The sequence below is a fragment of the Acidobacteriota bacterium genome (assembly GCA_012729555.1).
Classification (GTDB): domain Bacteria; phylum Acidobacteriota; class UBA6911; order UBA6911; family UBA6911; genus UBA6911.
Genome location: JAAYCX010000097.1, coordinates 69,583 through 87,706 on the forward strand (window position 1 = coordinate 69,583; position 18,124 = coordinate 87,706).

At 70.5% G+C, this 18,124-nt stretch carries 9 protein-coding genes; 4 read left to right on the top strand and 5 right to left on the bottom strand.

All coding sequences use genetic code 11. The features are described 5' to 3' along the window. Positions 1–2 precede the first annotated feature (2 nt). The 4 genes from GXY47_16990 (at position 3) to GXY47_17005 (ending at position 5,231) form a co-directional block, all read left to right on the top strand. On the top strand, positions 3–3,221 hold the full coding sequence (locus GXY47_16990; protein ID NLV32837.1) for an efflux RND transporter permease subunit: 3,219 nt from the start codon (positions 3–5) through the stop codon (positions 3,219–3,221). A 20-nt stretch (positions 3,222–3,241) separates the two neighbouring features. Next, positions 3,242–3,442: a DUF2892 domain-containing protein gene (locus GXY47_16995; protein ID NLV32838.1), complete on the top strand. Its 201-nt coding sequence runs from the start codon at positions 3,242–3,244 to the stop codon at positions 3,440–3,442. 85 nt (positions 3,443–3,527) lie between these two features. Beyond that, positions 3,528–4,412 carry a protease HtpX gene (htpX, locus tag GXY47_17000; protein NLV32839.1) on the top strand — a complete coding sequence of 295 codons (885 nt, stop codon included), beginning with the start codon at positions 3,528–3,530 and terminating at the stop codon, positions 4,410–4,412. A gap of 90 nt (positions 4,413–4,502) precedes the next feature. After that, positions 4,503–5,231, top strand: a complete 729-nt coding sequence (locus GXY47_17005; GenBank protein NLV32840.1) for a hypothetical protein — start codon at positions 4,503–4,505, stop codon at positions 5,229–5,231. Positions 5,232–5,259: 28 nt separating this feature from the next. Here GXY47_17005 and pbpC read toward each other — a convergent pair whose 3' ends face one another. The 5 genes from pbpC to GXY47_17030 are packed head-to-tail and all read right to left on the bottom strand — an operon-like array spanning position 5,260 to position 18,088. Continuing rightward, a complete protein-coding gene (pbpC, locus tag GXY47_17010; protein ID NLV32841.1) occupies positions 5,260–7,455 on the bottom strand; it encodes a penicillin-binding protein 1C in 2,196 nt (731 codons plus the stop codon). Between the two features lie 26 nt (positions 7,456–7,481). Continuing rightward, a complete protein-coding gene (locus GXY47_17015; protein ID NLV32842.1) occupies positions 7,482–13,163 on the bottom strand; it encodes an alpha-2-macroglobulin in 5,682 nt (1,893 codons plus the stop codon). A gap of 44 nt (positions 13,164–13,207) precedes the next feature. Then, entirely contained in the window at positions 13,208–14,542 is a 1,335-nt protein-coding gene (locus GXY47_17020) for a sigma-54-dependent Fis family transcriptional regulator (protein ID NLV32843.1), read from the bottom strand. A gap of 16 nt (positions 14,543–14,558) precedes the next feature. After that, positions 14,559–15,836, bottom strand: coding sequence for a DUF3999 domain-containing protein (locus GXY47_17025; GenBank protein NLV32844.1), 1,278 nt, complete (start codon positions 15,834–15,836; stop codon positions 14,559–14,561). Then, entirely contained in the window at positions 15,833–18,088 is a 2,256-nt protein-coding gene (locus tag GXY47_17030; GenBank protein ID NLV32845.1) for a DUF2339 domain-containing protein, read from the bottom strand. The genes GXY47_17025 and GXY47_17030 overlap by 4 nt, the downstream gene beginning before the upstream one ends. Positions 18,089–18,124 lie beyond the last annotated feature (36 nt).

Below are 18,124 nucleotides of genomic sequence, written 5' to 3' on the forward strand. Positions count from 1 at the left end.
TCATGAGCAAACCGCAGATCGCGGGCCGGCTGGCCCGGGCCTTTATCCACTCCAAGCTCACTCCCCTCATCCTGCTGGCGTCGGTCTCGCTCGGCGTCGCCGCCGTGGTGATGCTCCCCAGGGAGGAGGAGCCCCAGATCATCGTCCCCATGATCGATGTCATGGTCTCCTTCCCCGGCGCCTCCGCCCGGGAGGTGGAAACCCGCATCACCCGGCCGATGGAGCGCCTGCTGTGGGAAATCCCCGGGGTGGAGTACGTCTACACCACCTCCAGCCCGGGGTCGAGCATGGCCATCGTCCGCTTCTACGTGGGGGAGGACGAGGAAGAGAGCATCGTCCGCCTCAACCAGAAGATGTTCGCCAATTTCGACCTGATCCCGCCCGGGGCTTCGCAGCCCCTGGTCAAGCCCCGCTCGATCGACGACGTCCCCTTCCTCGCGCTCACGCTCTGGAGCCGGGAACTGGACGGCTTCGCCCTCCGGCGCGCGGCGGCGGAACTGCGCCACGACCTCGAGCGGATCCCCGACATTTCCGAAACCCGCATCCTCGGGGGGCAGCGCCGCATGGTGCGGGTCGAGCCGGACCTTTCGAAACTGGCCTCCTACGGCATCGGACCCACCGAGATCGCCGGGCTGCTCGAGATGGAAAACCGCGAGGCGCACGCGGGCACCGTCACCCGCGGTGACGAGGCGATCGCCGTCCACATCGACGGGTTCTTCAGGGACGCCGGGGAGCTCGAGCGCCTCGTCGTCGGCGCCCGGGACGGCGTCCCCGTCTACCTCGGCGACGTCGCACGCGTCATCGACGGGCCGGAGGAACCGGCCGATTACGTCCTCTTCTCCCCCGGGCCCGCCGCGGAAGGGACGGGGGTCGGGGCCGGCGCCCCGGCGCCCGCCGTCACCCTCACCTTCGCCAAGCGGAAGGGGAAAAACGCCGTGGCGCTCTCGGAAGCGGTGCTCGAGAAAGCCGAGCGCTTCCGCCGGGGGCATCTGCCCGCCTCGATCGAAATGACGGTCACGCGCAACTACGGCGAGACGGCCGCGGAGAAATCGAACGAACTCCTGCTCCACATGATGATCGCCATCGTCTCGGTGACGCTGCTGATCTGGCTGGCTCTCGGGTTGCGGGAGGCGGGCGTCGTCGCCGTGGCCATCCCGGTCACCCTGGCCCTCACCCTGGTGGTCTTCCTCCTCTACGGATACACCCTCAACCGGATCACGCTCTTCGCCCTCATCTTCTCCATCGGGATCCTCGTCGACGACGCCATCGTCGTCATCGAAAACATGGTGCGGCACCGGCGACTGCCGGAAAACCGCCATCGCTCCTTCACCGAGGTGGCGGTGGAGGCGGTCAACGAGGTCGGCAACCCGACCATCCTCGCCACCTTCACCGTGATCGCCGCCATCCTGCCGATGGCGCTGGTGCGCGGGCTGATGGGCCCCTACATGCGTCCGATCCCGATCGGCGCCTCGGCGGCCATGATCTTTTCCCTGCTGGTGGCCTTCGTCGTCACCCCCTGGGCCGCGGTGCGCCTGATGCGCAAAATCTCCCCGAAGCACGAGGCGGGGGAAAAGGAGGACCGCTCGACCCGGCTCTACCGCCGCTTCATGGGCAGGGTCCTCTCAAGCGACAGGAACCAGTGGGCGTTCCTGGGGCTGGTCCTGCTCCTGCTCCTGGGGGCCATGAGCATGGTCGCTTTCAAGTTCGTCATCGTCAAGATGCTCCCGTTCGACAACAAGAGCGAATTCCAGGTCATCGTGGACATGCCGGAAGGGACCAGCCTGGAAAGGACGGCGGCCGCGACCCGCGCGCTGGCCGTGGAACTCGACCGGATCCCCGAGATCACCGAGACCATCAGCTATATCGGGACCGCGTCCCCCTACAATTTCAACGGGCTGGTGCGCCACTACTACCTGCGCAGCGGGGACAACGTGGCCGACATCCAGGTCAACCTCGCCCCCAAGGGGGAGCGCTCCCGGCAGAGCCACGACATCGCGCGCAGGGTGAGGGAGATCCTCGAACCGGTCGCCGCCGCCCACGGGGTCCGGATGAAGGTGTCGGAAGTCCCCCCGGGGCCGCCCGTGCTCCAGACGCTCGTGGCCGAGGTGTACGGGCCCGATTACGAACGGCAGGTCGAGCTGGCCGCGCGGTTGCGCGCGATGATGGCGGAAACCCCCGGCGTGGTCGACATCGACTGGTACGTCGAGGACCCGCAGCCCGAGCTCCTCTTCCGGCTGGACCGGCTGAAAGCGTCCCTGGCGGGGGTGTCGGCGGCCGAAGTCCAGCAGGCGGTGACCATCGCCCTCGGCGGGGCCCGGGCCGGGCTGCTGCACCAGGACCGCGAGGCGGAGGACGTCCACATCGTCGTCCGGCTCCCCCTGGCCGACCGCTCCAGCGTGACGGCGCTCGACAGTCTCCGGGTCGCCTCGAGTTCCGGGGCCCTGGTCCCGCTCGGGGAACTCGGGGAGTGGGAGCGGGGGGAGCGGGAGCGGAACATCTACCACAAGAACCTGATGCCCGTCGTCTACGTCACCGCCGATGTCGCCGGGCGCGAGGAGAGCCCCGTCTACCCGATCCTGGCCATGAACAGGAAGATCGCGGCGATGGAGCTCCCCGAGGGGTACCGTCTCGAGACCTTCACCGCCCGCCAGCCCTCCTCGAGCGACCGGCTGGCGATGAAGTGGGACGGGGAGTGGCACATCACCTACGAGGTCTTCCGCGACCTCGGCCTGGCCTTCGCCGCCGTCCTCATCCTGATCTATATCCTGGTGGTGGCCTGGTTCCAGAGCTTCAAGACCCCGCTCGTGATCATGGCCGCCATCCCCTTTTCCCTGGTGGGGATCCTCCCGGGACACTGGGCGATGGGCGCCTTCTTCACGGCCACCTCCATGATAGGCTTCATCGCGGGGGCCGGCATCGTGGTGCGCAACTCCATCATCCTGGTCGATTTCATCGAACTGCGCCTGGCGGCCGGGGTGCCGCTCGCCGAGGCGGTGGTGGACGCCGGCGCCGTGCGCTTCCGCCCCATGATGCTCACGGCGGCGGCCGTGGTGGTGGGGGCCGCCGTAATCCTGGCCGACCCCATCTTCCAGGGATTGGCCATCTCGCTGATGGCGGGGGAGGTCGCCTCCCTCCTCCTGAGCCGGATGACGGTCCCGATCCTGTTCTACCGGATGCGGCGGCGGGAACTGCGTCACGCCCCCGCGCCGGTCAGCCAATGAAGGAGTTCCCGATGACGACGATGACGATGGAAAGATGGATCCGCCTGATCGCCGGCAGCTTCATTCTCCTCAGCCTCGCCCTGGCCCACTGGGTGCACCCCGGGTGGCTCTGGTTCACCGCCTTCGTGGGCGCCAACCTCCTGCAATCGGCCCTGACCCGCTGGTGCCTGATGGAGAACATCCTGGCCCGCCTGGGCGTGGCGAAAAAGCGGAACCCGTGACCCCGCCGGGCGTCTTAAAAAGGGGCCGGGCGTCTGGTACCCTTAGGCGAATGGCGGGCGGATCCCGTATTGGAGGCAGAGTCGCATGAAGAGAGTCCTGTTGTTTCTGGTAACCAACGTGGCCGTCGTCCTGGTGCTCGGCGTGGTGCTGAGCCTCCTGGGGGTGGACCGCATCCTGGACGAACAGGGGGTCGGGCTCGACATGAGGAGCCTCCTCGTCTTCGCCGCCGTGTTCGGCATGGGGGGGTCCTTCATCTCGCTCGCCATGTCGAAATGGACCGCCAGGCGGATGATGGGGGCCCAGGTCATCGCCTCCCCCCGCAGCGAAACCGAGATCTGGCTGTTCGAAACGGTCCGGCGCCAGGCGGGGCAGGCGGGCATAGGGATGCCCGAAGTGGCGGTCTTCGACTCCCCCGACCCGAACGCCTTCGCCACCGGTATGCGGCGCAACTCGGCCCTGGTGGCCGTGAGCACGGGGCTGCTCCGTTCGATGAACCGGGAAGAGGTCGAGGCGGTGCTGGGCCACGAGATCAGCCACGTGGCCAACGGCGACATGGTGACGCTGGCCCTGATCCAGGGGGTCGTCAACACCTTCGTCATCGTCGCCTCCCGGGTCGTGGGGCACCTCGTCGACCGCGTGGTGCTGAAGACCGAGCGCGGCCACGGGCCCGCCTTCTACATCACCTCCATCGCCGCCCAGCTCCTCTTCGGACTGCTGGCCAGCGTCGTCGTCTTCTATTTCAGCCGGCAGCGGGAGTTCCGGGCCGACGCCGGGTCGGCCCGCATCGCCGGGCGCGAGCCGATGATCGCCGCCCTGGAGAAACTCCGGCGCGCCTCCGGCCGGGCCGGGCTCCCCGACCAGATGGCGGCCTTCGGGATCTCGGGGAAAGGGGCCGGCGGGATCCGGCGCCTGTTCATGACCCACCCCCCGCTCGAGGAGCGGATCGAAGCCCTCCGGCGTCTCCACTGACAGGGGGCTGGACGCCCGCCTAGGTGTGGGCGTAACATTTCAGCTGTCCGTAGTGCATCGCAGTACCCTCTCGGAAAGGGAGTTGACCGTATGAAGATCTCCAGCCGCATCCCCCGATCGATGATTTCGGCGCTGGCTTTTGCCTCCGCCCTTGCCCTGCCGGCCGCCGCGCAGCTCCTGCCGCCCGGAGCCGCATCCGGGGAGGCGGGGCCGGTGGTGGTTTCCCCGACCCAGGACCGGTTCCTCATGCTGGTTCAGCCCCGGGACCTGACCGAGATCGACCGCGACATCGAGATGGCCCGCCAGCTCGAAATCGCGGCGAGGGAAGCGGAACGCGTAGCCCAGGCGGGGCGCGAGGCCTCGAAATCAAGGATCGACGAAAAGAAACGGGCGCTCTCGGACAACAAGGACAGACTGAAGGCGGCCAAAGACGCCAAAAATCAATCCGAGGTCCTGCTTCTCGAATCGGAGAAGAAAGCCCTGGAGCGCGACAAGAGCCTGCACGAGGAGCGGGAGTCGCTCCGGGAGGCCGAAATCGACCTTGCGAAGAAGCGAATCGAGCTGGCCGCACGGATGAAGCAGGCGTTCGACCTGGAGCGGCAGCTGGTAATCAAGCGCGGGGAGCAGGCGGATATCAACGTCAGCGGCCCCGAGACCGCCCGCGCGGCCAGCATCGTGGCCGATCTCGAGCGGGCGACGCTCGAGATGCAGAAGAAGGTGGCCGAAAGCCAGGGGGATGTGGCCGATCGGGCCAAAAGGGTCGTGGACCGGCAACTGAAAACGCTCGCCGCTCAGCAGAAGGTCTTCGCCGGCCGATAGCCGGCATGTCCGCAGGGGCGGGGCCGGCTCAGTCCGGCCCGCCCCGGACGGTGAAGCGGACCCGGTCGACGGTTTCCCCGTCCGCGCTTCGCAGCAGGAGCGTGTGCGCGCCCGCCGCCGGGGTCCAGAACAGCAGGCTTCCGGCACCCCCCATGGCCGCGCCGTCCAGTTCCCAGGAGAGGTCCGCCGCCGGCGGGCGCGCCTCGAAAAATACCTTCTGCCGGTCGGACGGGATATCGGGGTCCCAGGCGATGATCTCCCCGTCGGCCGGGGCGAGGATCCTCCCCCCGGGGCCGCCGGCGGCCGCTTCCACCACCTCCATCTCCGTCCCCGCGAGAAACCATTCCCGCCCCGTGATGCCCAGGTCGGGCAGCGCGGTTACCCGGGCGACCAGCCCCGGAGGCGGTTCGCGGCGGTGGGCGGGATCTTCCCGGGAGAGGTCGTGCATGATCTCCGCCCAGAGGGGGGCCGCCCCGGTGACCCCCAGGACGTTCCACATCGGTTCGCCGGTGAAATTCCCCATCCAGACCCCCACGGTGTAGCGGCCGGAGTACCCGACGCACCAGTTGTCGCGCATGTCCTTGCTGGTGCCGGTCTTGACCGCCGCCTGGAACGGGGTGGCCAGCGGGCTGTCCAGCCCGAAGGCGTAGCTGCGGCTCTCCCGGTCGGACAGGATATCGCCGACGATGAAGGCGGCCCCGGGGGAAAAGACCCTCCGCCCCTCTCCCGGCCCGGGACCCCCGGGCAGGAGGCGCAGGGGGGTCCACACGCCCCCCGCGGCCAGCGCCCGGTAACCGCCCGTCAGGTCCCAGAGGGTGATGTCGGCCGAGCCGAGCGCCAGCGAGGGACCGTAATAATCCGCCCGGCGCAGGCCGCGGAACTCCATCCGCCGGAGCCTGTCCAGAAAGGGCTCCACCCCCGTGAGCTCCAGGACCCGGACGGCCGGGATATTGATGGAGGAAGCCAGGGCGATGCGGGCGGTGACCGGCCCGCGAAAACGGCGGTCGTAATTCTCCGGCCGGTACATCCCCCCTCCCGCCTGGGCGATCTCGAGCGGGGCGTCCTCGAGGATGGAGGCGGCGGTGATCAGGCGCCGCTCGATCGCGAGGGCGTAGAGGAAGGGCTTGAGCGAGGACCCCGCCTGCCGGAGGGCCCGGACGCCGTCGACGTGCCGGGCGCTGGAAAAATCCCCCCCGCTCCCGGCGTAGGCCAGCACCTCACCGCTCGGGTTGTCGACGACGAGCACCGCGCCGTCCCGGACGTTGCGCGGGGCGAGTTCGGCCAGGCGGCGGCCGAGCGCTTCGACCACGCGCCGCTGCAGCGCCCCGTCCAGGGTGGAGCGGACCGTGACCGCGCCGCCCCGGCCCGGCGCGGGCCCCTTGCCCCGCCACTCGGCGAAAAGGATCCGGGCGGCGTGGGGGGCCCACCGGCTCCCGTCCGGGAGTTGATGGGCCCGGCGGAAAGCCTCGCGGCAGCGCCGCTCCAGGTCCGCGGCGGAGAGCCGCCAGCCGAGGTTGCGCCCCAGGGCCTCCGCACGCGCGCCGACCCTGGCCACCGGGGCGTTCGGGGCGCGGATCAACGCGGCCAGGATCGCCGCCTCGGCCGCGACGACGCCGTGGGGCGCCTTGCCGAAAATGCCGAGGGCGGCGGCCGTGACCCCCTCCAGTTCGCCCCGGAACGGGGCCAGGTTCAGGTAGGCCTCGAGGATGTCGCCCTTGGTCCACTCCCGCTCCAGCCGCCGCGCCAGGCGCATCTGGTCGAACTTATGCCCGAGGGTGCGGCCCGGGGGCGGGGGAACCGATTCGGGGAGGAGGAAGGAGACGAGCTGCATCGTGATGGTGCTGGCGCCGCGGCGCGCCCCCCCGCCCAGGCTCCCGGCGGCGGCCGCCAGGGCCGAGCGCCAGTCGACCCCGCGATGCCTGTAGAAGCGCCGGTCCTCCGCCTCGACGACGGCCTCGAGCAGCGCCGGGGACATCATCGAGAGCGGGGTCCATCCGGCCCTGCGCCCCTCGTAGGAGAGGCGCACCCGGTCGAGTTCCTCCCCGTTGCGGTCGAGCAGGACCCCTTCGCTCGGAAGGTAGCGGGCGCGCACCTCCTCCGCGGTCGGCAGGTCCGGCCCCGCGTCGAGCCCGAACCGGGCGGCGAAGACCGCCGCCAGCGCCGACAGCGCGAGCAGGGAGACGAGCAGGATCTTCCCGCGAAGGGCCGCGATGAGGATCTTCATCCCTGTCGTTCTCCTCTCCGGTCCGCTCAGGGGAGGATGGTCACCGGCGCGTTCGGGCTTTCCCCCAGCATCTCCGGCGCGTAGAGCGCCTCCACCCGCGTCGGCGGGAGGTTGAAGCTCCCGGGATTGTCCAGTCGCACCGTGTACTCCACCACCCAGGCCCCCTTGGGAACATAATCGTAATAGGCGCGGAACGCCTCCCGGGACCGTTCCTCGAAAGCGGGCCAGGTCCAGCCCCGCCGCTCCTCCCCCTGGACCGCCAGCCTGGAATCGCGTCCCAGTCCGCCCCCCAGGATGGAGGCGCCGCCGGGGATCGGGTCGTTGACCGCCACCCAGCCCATGCCCGCCTGGGCTTCGCATTCAAGGCGCACGCGCGCGATATCACCGCGGCTCCAGGCGCCCGGGCGTTTCTGCACCACCGGCGTCATGATTTTCCTGACCCGGTACCCGTTTTCGAAAGGGGCCTCGAGCGGCACCGCCGCCATGGAGGTGACCACCGCCCACGGTTTGCCCTTCCCCGCGTGCTCCAGTTCGACCGTCCCCCTCCCTTCCGGCCAGGGGAGGAGGCGGGTCGCACCCCCGGGTTCCTTCCCCCAGTCCCAGACCTCCCGCCGCCCGCCCAGCCGCGCCGCGGTGGCGTCCGTCACCGGTTCTCCCTCGAAGCGGCGGGAGAATCTCTCCAGCGCCAGCACGCCCCAGGCGTTGGCCACCGTCGTCAGCCACCTCCCGCGCCGCTGGCGCGCGAGCGAGCCGCGCACGAGCCGCGGCAGGTCCCCCTGCCAGGAGGCCGCGTCGAGCACCGACAGGATCAGCCGGTTGGCGTTCGAGTCCCCCTCCGCCATCAGCCACCAGCGGGCGTCGCCCGCCTCGGTGGCAAAGCCGAGAGTCGTGCCGCGGAGATCGAGCCGGGCGCCCAGGATCCGCTCGACCTCGGCCGAGCGCCGGGCCGCGTCCGGAATGCCCGGATCCCGTCGGAGGATGTCGCGCCAGTCGATGAGGGCGGAAGTCGGCCAGGAGTTGGGATCGATCCTGAGGGTCCGCACCCAGTCCACGACCGGGACCCGGTAACGGGAGAGCGCCTCGAGCGCCAGGAGCTTGTGGATGTCGAGGTCCCGTCCGCCCCAGGAGTCCGCGCCGGGGATTTCGCCGTTGAGAAAGGCCCGCAGGCCCGCGATCAACTGTCCCCGGACGGGGTCGGGGACGGCCCAGCCCGCCTCGTGGCCGAGGCTCAGGACGTAGGCCGTCAGGGCGACATTGCCCCACCGGGAGGAGGGGAAATATTTCAGCAGGCCGTGACCGTCCAGGTAAGCCGGCATCCGGTCCATGACGAAATCCCAGCGCGCCCTGTCCCTCAGGCTGACGGCGCGGGAGGCCTCCTGCTCCAGGCAGGAATAGGGGTAATTCCTCATATAGTCCAGCACGCCGGGGAGCCCCCCGGCGAGGTCGGGCTGCAGCCGGACTTCGATCCCACCCGGCCCCGCGACGGCGCCGGAGGGCCGCTCCACCTCGATCCGTTCCTCCCGGTCGAGCTGCACCAGGGTGGCCTGCCAGGGCCTGACCGGCGGGTGCGCCAGGACCTCCTGCCGGACCCGGATCCGGTCCCGGAGCCCGGAGGAGGCGTCCACCTCCACCCGGTAGTCGATCTCCGCCGCGCCGCGCGGGACCGCGATCTCCCAGCTGGCGACCGAGGCTTCGTCCGCCCCGAGCGCAAGCCGCCGCGGCGGGAGTTCCCGCCCCAGTGCCGGCGCCACCAGCCGCGCCTCCACCGATATCGTCGCCGCCGTGTTGTTGCGCACCGTGAAGGAAGCGGTGAAGCGGTCGCCCTCCCGGACCAGGGGCGGAATGCCCGAAATCACCATCAGGTCCTGCCTGGAGCGGACGGAGCGGGACCCGGTGCCGAAGCGGCCGGCGCCCTCATGGGCGACGGCGACGATACGGAAACCGGTGAGGGAGTCGTTGAGCGGTATGTCGATGCGGGCCTCCCCCGCGGCATCGAGCGGCACACGCCCCTTCCAGAAGAGGAGGGTGTCGAAGAGCTCGCGCGTCGGTTCGCGTCCGCCCCCGCCCCCCGTCGGCACCGCCTTCAGGCCGAAGTGGCGCTTCCCCACGACGTGCATCTGGGACGTGGCGTTCGAAACCGAGTAGGACCTCCGCCCCATCATCGCGTCGAGCAGGTCCCAGCTGTCGTTGGGCAGGAGCTCTAGCAGCGCTTCGTCCACCGCCGCCACCGCCACCTCCCCGCCGGCGGCCGACCGGCCGTCATCCGCGCGCCGGACGCGGATGTGCACCGGCACCTTTTCGCGGACCTGGTAGACCTCCCGGGGGGTCTCCACCTCGACCTTCAACTCGTGCCCCCGCCAGCCGACCTCGATCCCCGCTATCCCCAGCTTGTAGGCGGGCCGGCCCAGGTCCACCACCGCCGTCGGCTGCGTTTCCCCGGTCCGCCCGCGCACCGCGAGCACCGAGACATAGATGTTGGGGGCGTAGCCGGGCCTGATCGGCACCTCCACCACCGGCTCCCGGGCGGTCAAGGTACGGACGTAGACGTCCGACACCCCCTCCCGCTCCACCGCCACCAGCGCCGTCGCCTCCCGAAACGGCATGCGCACCTGGAAGCGGGCGGTCTCCCCCGGCTCGTAGCGGGTCTTTTCCGGGAGCAGGTCCATCCGGTCGTCGCTCGACGCCTCGAACCACCACCCCTCCGATCCCGCCACCCATACCCCGCGGTTGGCCGCGCTGGGGTTCCCTTCGGGATCCCTGGCGCGGGCCACCAGGATCACGTTCCCCTCGACGGGGGAGGGGGCTTCGCACCGGAGCAGCCCCCGAGTGTCGGTCACACCGCTGCAGAACGGCCCCTCCCTTTTCGTCTCGACGACCGATTCGTAACCGTAAAACCCCCCGACGAGGCGGCTGCGATGGGAATAGTATTTCCGGGTGAAGAGGTCCACCTCCACCGGGGCCCCGGCGACCGGTTTCCCCCCGACGTCGATGACGGCCGCCTGGATCTTCAGCTTGTCGCGCGCCCCCACCCAGTCGTCGGGCCGCACTCCCACGAGCCACCGGGAGGGGTAGATCGGGATCCGGCGCGATACCGTCTGGATCCCGCCGGCGGGGTCCGGGAACTCCATCTCCGCCAGGATGGCCTTCGGCCGGTCGATGGCCGGGATATCCGCGATCTCGACCCGCGCGCCGCCGGCCTTGTCGAGCACCAGCTCCCGGCTCTCCAGCGCCGGGAGCCTCCCGCCCTCCTCCTCGTAATCCTCGGCGGAGGTGCGGGTGACCCCCTCGCTGACCGGGCCGTTGGCGAAGACGAACCCGTCGAAACCGTCCGGCGCCGGGGCGCGGGAATCCTGGAGCTGGTGGCGGAACCGGACGGTAAGCCCCGCGGCCGCGCCCCCTGACAGGTAGGCCGCCTCGAGGCCGCAGGAGAGGCGGGAGGGAGCCACCGGAGCCTCCGCGGGGGGCTGGATCGACGCCCGCAGGACCGGGAGGCGGAATTCCTCCACGCGGAAGGTGCCGGTGTAGAGGCGCGGCTGGTAGTAGCGCTCCGCGGCGAGGGGCATGGAGATCCGGTAGGCGCCGAGGTGGGCGCCGAACGGCACGGTCCACTCGCTTTCGGCCGATCCGTCGGCCCCCCACCGGAGCTCGATCTCGTACTTCCGGTCGCTGCCGAGATGCTCGATCTCGACGCTGGCCGGGCGCTCTCCCGGGAGTGCCAGCCCCTCGAGCACCCGGCTGCGGAGGAAGTGCTTCATGTGCACCGTATCCCCCACCCTGAAGAGCGGCCGGTCGAGCACCGTGTGGGCCGACATCGACAGGTTGTCGCCGTACCCCCCCAGGTTGAAGCGCCAAGGCTCGATCCCGTCGTTCCAGCCGGAGAAGACGAAGGAGAAGTCGTCGGCCTTTCGCGCCGTGATCATCAGCCCGCCGCCGAGGCGGCTCGGGAGGCAGTCCTCGAGTTCATCCTGCTTCGGCAGCCCCGCAGGCCGGGCGATGCCGTCGGCATCGGTCTCCCCCCGCCACAGCACCTCCCCCGCGCAGTCGCGCACCTCCACCCCGGCACCCCCGACCGGGCGGGCGCCATCGAGCGTCGTCACCCAGACCAGGGAGGACTGGGCCCCCCACTTGAAATGGACCCCCAGGTTGGTCACCAGGGCGGCCGTCGAGACATACATGGGCCGCGGCTGCCCCAGCAGCGCGGCTCCCAGCACCTCGCTCCGGATTTCGACGACGTAGAAACCGGGCCCGCCGAGCGGAATGCCCATGACCTCGAAGCTCCGGGCCCCCTGGATGCGGGGGACGGAGAGGGACGTCGACCCGGCCGCTCCCCCGAGCAGCGGTTCTCCCCGCTTCCCCCCGGGGCCGGAACGATCCGACATCTTCTTCAGCCAGAGCCGGACCTGGTTCGGGCGGTCGGGCGCGATCCGGAGGATCCGCGCCTCCATCGCCTCCGCCTCGCGGGCCTGGTCGGGGTTGAGGATCCTCCGGCCCCGGCCGGGATCGAGGACCTCCGCGGGGTGGATGCTCCGGGCCCCTTCCCGCACCTCCAGGAGCGACCCGGCCAGGGTCGGCTCGACGTTCCGGACGGTGACGGGAAGGACGGGATCAGCGTTCCGTTCCAGGATCCCGAAATCGGCCGCGAACTTGATCAGCGGGGGATATTCGTCCACGGGGATCTCCAGGGGAAAGCGCCCCTGGTTGTCGAGCGTCCGCCCGGCGTCGTCCCTGAGCTCCGGGGGGAGGACGAGGCGCAGGGTGGCTTTTTCCGGAAAGGGGCCGATGAAGGTCACCGCCGTGACGTGGTCGGCCGTCTCCTCCCCCCTGGCGGGCGCGTGCCGCTTTCCCCCCGGCTCCTCGAGCACCGCCCCCCGGACCGAGTCCCAGGCCACGGGAGAGGTGAACTCGAGTCTCAGGGGCGTCATCGGCAGGCAGGGGGCGTCGGCGTTGACGCGCCGGCATTCGACGCCGGCGCGGAAAACCGGGCGCACCTTGAAGCGCAGGATCCGGTCCGCCTCGTTCGTCAGTCCGGAGAGCGAACGCACCTGGCGCCCCCAGACCAGTTCCACCCGGGACCCGTTGGGAAACCGGCGCCGGGCTTTCAGCAGGAGGAGCGGGGCATCGGGGGCCGCGCGCAGGCCGCGCACCGCCGCGAGCACCCTGGACCGTTCCTCCCCCCCGAGCACCCGTACACCCACCCGCTCCCCGATTCCGTCAACCCGGAAATGGACCGACTTGAGGACGGAGGCTTCATCCGGATCGCAGTCGAGGCTCAGAACGAAAACCTGTTCCTCGTCGATCGAGGAACTCCCCTCCCAGGGGCGCGAGGTCCGGACGGCGGGGCCGCCGGTGTGGAAGGAAAAGACGCGCCCCCCTTCCACCTGCCGGCCGGCGAGGGTCATGAGGCCGGGGCGCACCGTGAAGGTCGCGCGGACGCCGCCCGGGAGGTCCTTCTCGAAGTCGTAGACCCAGTGGGTCTCGTCCTCCCACTTGCCCGACCCGGCGACGGGGGCCTCGATCAGGAAGGGGCTCACGCGGTCGCGGGGGTCGCCCAGGGGCGTCATGGCCTCGGAAAAACGCGCCCGCACCTGGCGGACGTTTTTCACGAACCCTTCCGGGCCGAACGATTCGATCACGGCCGGCGGTTCCTGGGCATGAGCCGGGAGAACCGACAACCACGCAAGCAGAACGACGAGTCCGTAAAGTCGCATATCCCCTCCGGCAATGGTTTCCCCGGCCCTCCGGTCCCCGCCCCCTAACGCCCGGCCACGCCGTATTCCTTGAGTCGGTACTGCAGGGTGCGCAGGCTGATCCCCAGTTCCTCGGCCGTGGCGCGCCGGTCCCCCCCGTGGCGCTCGAGGGCGGCAAGGATCGTTTCCCTTTCCGCCCGCGCCAGCAGTCCCGTCCGCCCGGGTCCGGCAGCGGCGGCGGCCTTCATCGGAAGGCCGTCGGCGTCGATCGCCCCGGTCGGCGCCAGGATCAGGGCGCGTTCGACGGCGTTCGACAGCTCCCGCACGTTCCCGGGCCAGTCATGGCGCAAAAGGAGTTCCCGGGCCCCGGCGGTGAACCCCGGAGCCGGCTTCCCCATGCGGGCGGAGAGGCTTCGGGCGAAGAAATCGGCCAGCGGCAGGATATCCTCGCGCCGCTCGCGCAGCGGCGGGATGGGGATCGGGAAGACGTTCAGGCGGTAATAGAGATCCTCCCGGAAGCTTTTCCCGGCGATGGCCTCGCGGAGCGACCGGTTGGTCGCGGCGAGCACCCTCACGTCCACGGCGATCGACCGGTCGCCGCCGACCCGCTCGAACTGCTGCTCCTGGAGCACCCGCAGCAGTTTCGCCTGCAGGTCCACCCCCATGTCCGCGATTTCGTCCAGGAAGAGGGTGCCGCCGCTCGCCAGTTCGAAGCGCCCCCGGCGCGTCTGCGTCGCCCCGGTGAAAGCCCCCTTTTCGTGCCCGAACAGCTCCGATTCGAGCAGCGTCTCCGGGATCGCGGCGCAGTTGACGGCGACGAACGCGTGCGCGCGCCGGGGACTCCGCCGGTGGATGAAGCGGGCCACCACCTCCTTGCCGGTCCCCGATTCCCCCGTCAGCAGGACCGTGGTCGGCTGCGGCGCCACCTGCTCCGCGAGCCGGAAGACGCGCTTCATGCCGTCGCTCTCGGCGATGATGTCCGCGGGGAAGGCCGCGTCCGTCTCCTGCTGGTGGAGGAGGCTGCGGTCGCGCAGGCCGCTCCGGCCGATCACCCTGCCGGCCACGACCCGCAGCTCCTCCGGGCTCTTGAGCGGCTTGGTCAGGTACTCCTCCGCCCCCAGCTTGATCGCTTCCACGGCCGTTTCCACCGACCCGTAGGCCGTCAGGACGATGACGGGGGTCTCCGGGGCGTGCTCGCGCATCCACCGGATCAGCTCGATCCCCCCCATGTCGGGCATCCGCTCGTCGGTGATCACCAGGCTGAAGCTGCGGGCGGAGAGGAGCTCCGACGCCTCGCGCCCGTCGGCCGCCGTCACCACCTCGTATTCGCGGGCAAGCGCGCCCCCGACAAACTGCCGCTGGCCCGGCTCGTCGTCCACCACAAGGATTCTGTGTTTCATAAGGCCCCGTTCGAAGCTATCCCGCTCTCCGCACACTCACCGCGGTGCTCCGCAGGATCCAGGCGGTCGCGAGCACGGCCAGCGCGAGCACGACCCACACCAGGCGCTGCCCCTCCGGGGCTCTCTCCGGCGGCCGGTCTCTCCCGGTCAGTTCCACCGGGGATACCCTGGCCAGGGTCCGGACGTCCAGGGAAGCGAGCGCCCGCGCCGACTCGTAGCGCGGCGCGGGGGCCGAGGCGTTTCCCGCGTAGAGGCGGAAGCGCGACTGGCCCGCCGGCTCGAAGACGAGATAGACGGGGGCGGCATAAGCCGTCACGCCGGCCACTTCCAGCGGGGGGCCGTCGCGGCTTTCGATCTCGATCCTGAGGTAACGGAATCTCGAGGGGACGGCGAGGCCGAGCGACAGCTCCCCCCGGACATCGCGGCGGATCACCCCCTCCCCCAGCCGCTCCCAGGGAGTCGCCACCCGCCGCTCCTTGCCGTATTCGCCGCTTTCGAACCGGACCCTCTCGGCCCGCTCCAGGCTGTTGCGCCCGGAAACGACGCACCGTTTCTCGAATATCCTGCCGGGGTCGCGGCCGAGCAGGAGCCGGAAGCGCCCGATCGACAGGTTGCGCCGTCCGAAGTCCGCCTCGATCACCGTCGCCCCATCCTCGATCCGCGCCTCGAGCAGCGCACCGCTTACGGCCGTCTCCACCGGCTCGACCACCTGCCGGTGGACGAAGCTCACCCGCCCGATTTCGGGCGGGCCGGTCTCCTCCGGCATCTTCTGCACGGAAAGGCGCAGGTAGCGATAGGTGTTGAGGCCGATGTCGAAAGTCTCGAAACGCCGCTCGGGCGCCGTCCCCGCCGCCATCGCCCACCCCTCGGGCAGGAGCGTGCTCCAGGCCTCGAGCGTGTCGCTCCCCTCGATCTGGACCCGACGGCGGAAACCGTCCCCCTCCGTCGGGACCGTGATCCGGTTCTTTTCCACCGGGGCCCCGAAATCGACCGTGACCCGGCTGGTGGCGCCATCGGGATATTCCCGGTTCAGCACGGTCCCGGCGCGGACGGTCTCGACCGACCGGCCGGCGTCGTGGACGACCGCGTAGGGGACCTCGACACCGCGCTCGTCCGTTATGCGCAAATCCGAAAGGTCCCCCTTTTCGCAGCGGTCGAGGTTCTGCGGGGACAATACCAGGGCGGCGAAGCCCGCCTCGGGCGCCTCGAGGGCGGCGTGATATCTCCACTCCCCGAAGTCCCCGGCCGCGGCGGCCGTGCCGGCGCCGAAGATGAACAGCAGTACGAAGATCATGAATCCTCCCGAGTATCCGGTTCCAGGTCCCCGGCGCGCCGTCGTTCGCGCCGGCTGTAGGCGTAGGAGCAGGCCATCAGAAGCGCGCCCAGGGCCAGGAACGAAACGACCCGCCAGATCTGCCGCACCTCGGCCATATCCACAAACACCACCTTCAGGAGCGTGAGCCCGAGCAGGGCGAGCGCGAACCACCGCCAGGCCGGCAGGCTGCGGGAGATGCCGGCGGCCAGCAGGGCCGTGGCCCAAAAGGCCCAGGCGACCGAAATGAGAGCCATTTTCAACCAGCCCCGGCTCGCTTCCGTCCACGCGCCGGGATACGCCCCCTGGCCCAGTTCCGCGGCGACCAGGACGGCCACGAGGAAGTGGGCCCCCAGTTCGAGCGCGGTTCTCCGCTTCCCCCCCGGCTCCATCCGGGAAGCGAGGAGGTAGACGCCCGCCGGCAGGAGGAGCGCGGCCCAGAAGACCGGGTTGAGGAATACGATGGAATCCCGGTGGTGCAGGTCGGCCAGCAGGGCGAGCCACGCCAGGCCGAGAACACCGTAATGCACCGCGGAAAGCGCCTCGAGCCGCGCCGACACCCTCTTTCGCAGCAGCCACAGCCAGGGGAAGGCGGCCCAGAGGACGCACAGCACGATCGTGCGTCCGTCGCGCAGGGCGTCCGCGTCCCCGCCCGCCCCGATCCGGCCCCGGAACCACGCCCACGCCTCGGCGCTCAACAGAAGGATCAGCATGAAGCTGGCCGCGACCTGGAGCGCGGTCCCGGCCGCCGCCCGCGCGCCCTGCCCGGCCCCGCCGGACCCATACCGGCGTCCGACCAGGAACCAGGACACTGCCACCCCCAGCCAGGCTGCAAAGACGGGGTTGGCCGCCGGGACGAACACGCCGGTGTGAAAGACGCCGCCGGTCAGCCCGACCCAGGGTCCCGCCAGCAGGCAGAAGGCGGCCGCACCTTCGAGCACCGCGGCGCGCGCGCGGATTCCGATGCCGGCGAAGACGACGCCGGCCAGGGCCCAGGCGAGCATGGCGCCCTCGGCCCGAAGGACCGCGGGGATCACGACGAGGAGCGACCCGGCGGCAAGACCGAGGAGGGTCGATTCCAGCGGCGGCGAGGACGCCCGCCTCGACCGGGCCGCCCGCAGCGCGACGAGGGCCGCGAGCGACAATCCGCAGAGCGAGAGTCCGAGCGCCGCCTCGTGTCGCTGCACCAGGAGGTCCCACAAAAACCAGAGTCCCGAGACATGGGCCGCGGCCGCGACGACACATTCTTCCGGGCGGACGCCCTTGCGGTGCCGCACCCCCCGGCAGAGCGCGGCGGCGACAAACAGGATCACGAGCCCCGCCGCCCCGGTCACGGCGGTCCCCAGCCGGTCGGGAGCATAAAAGCGGACATACCATCCGGCGTAGTGGGCCAGGCTCAAGACGAAACCGAGCGGTACGATCCCGCGCCAGCCGCAGAGGACGGAGACCCCGGCCGAAGCCGCGGCGAGGATCGCGAGGTAGGCGAAGAGGATCTCCGCCTGGTCCTCCCCGGTCGAAAGGAGCCAGGGGGTGAGATAGGCGCAGAGGAGCCCGAGATAGGCGAGCACCGGGGCGCGCCGCGCCACCGCCAGCAGGACGGTGAAGAGCGCGAACCAGCAGAGGAGGCCGAAGGTGGCCGCCCGGCCGCCGAAATCATAGAACTTGTAGCTGAGGAAGGTGGTCAGAAAGAGCGCGCCGCACCCCGCCGCGGAGACCGACTGGGACAGGAGCGGGTGAAACCGCCTCAGGCGCAGTTCGCCCAGCCAGAGCAGGGAGACGCCGATCCCCATCCCGATCGTCACTCGCCCGGCGGGGCCGATCCAGCCCCGGTCGTAGAGGAACTTGAGCAGGAAGGCGGTGCCGGCGAGCGTCACTAGGGCCCCCACCCAGTTGAGCCAGCGGGTCCCCACCATCCGCTCCAGGGCGTCGAGCCGCTCCGCCCGGGTCTTCACCGGCCGGACCGGCGTCGCCGCCGGAGTCGGCTTCAGCGTGGGCGTCGCCGCCGGAATCGGCTTCGGCGCGGGCGTCTCCGCCCGGGGGGCGGCCGCTGCGGGCTCGGCCGCGACAGGGGCAGCCGCCCGGGTTTCCATTCCCCCGGCCGACAGGCGAGCCTTCAGGCCCCCCAGTTCCGCCTCGATCCGCGACAGGGCCACCCGGGTCCTGATGACGGAAACAAAACAGAAGAGGGTGATGCCTATCCAGGAAAGAAGGACGCACAGGAGCAAGACCACCATTTCGGTTTTCCTTCTGAATGCCGGCAGTATACCACA

Excerpts from the sequence above, each read along its gene's own strand:
- GXY47_16990 (NLV32837.1), top strand. The coding sequence starts at position 3 with ATGAGCAAACCGCAGATCGCGGGCCGGCTGGCCCGGGCCTTTATCCAC.
- GXY47_16995 (NLV32838.1), top strand. The coding sequence starts at position 3,242 with ATGACGATGGAAAGATGGATCCGCCTGATCGCCGGCAGCTTCATTCTC.
- htpX (NLV32839.1), top strand. The coding sequence starts at position 3,528 with ATGAAGAGAGTCCTGTTGTTTCTGGTAACCAACGTGGCCGTCGTCCTG.
- GXY47_17005 (NLV32840.1), top strand. The coding sequence starts at position 4,503 with ATGAAGATCTCCAGCCGCATCCCCCGATCGATGATTTCGGCGCTGGCT.
- pbpC (NLV32841.1), bottom strand. The coding sequence starts at position 7,455 with ATGAAGATCCTCATCGCGGCCCTTCGCGGGAAGATCCTGCTCGTCTCC.
- GXY47_17015 (NLV32842.1), bottom strand. The coding sequence starts at position 13,163 with ATGCGACTTTACGGACTCGTCGTTCTGCTTGCGTGGTTGTCGGTTCTC.
- GXY47_17020 (NLV32843.1), bottom strand. The coding sequence starts at position 14,542 with ATGAAACACAGAATCCTTGTGGTGGACGACGAGCCGGGCCAGCGGCAG.
- GXY47_17025 (NLV32844.1), bottom strand. The coding sequence starts at position 15,836 with ATGATCTTCGTACTGCTGTTCATCTTCGGCGCCGGCACGGCCGCCGCG.
- GXY47_17030 (NLV32845.1), bottom strand. The coding sequence starts at position 18,088 with ATGGTGGTCTTGCTCCTGTGCGTCCTTCTTTCCTGGATAGGCATCACC.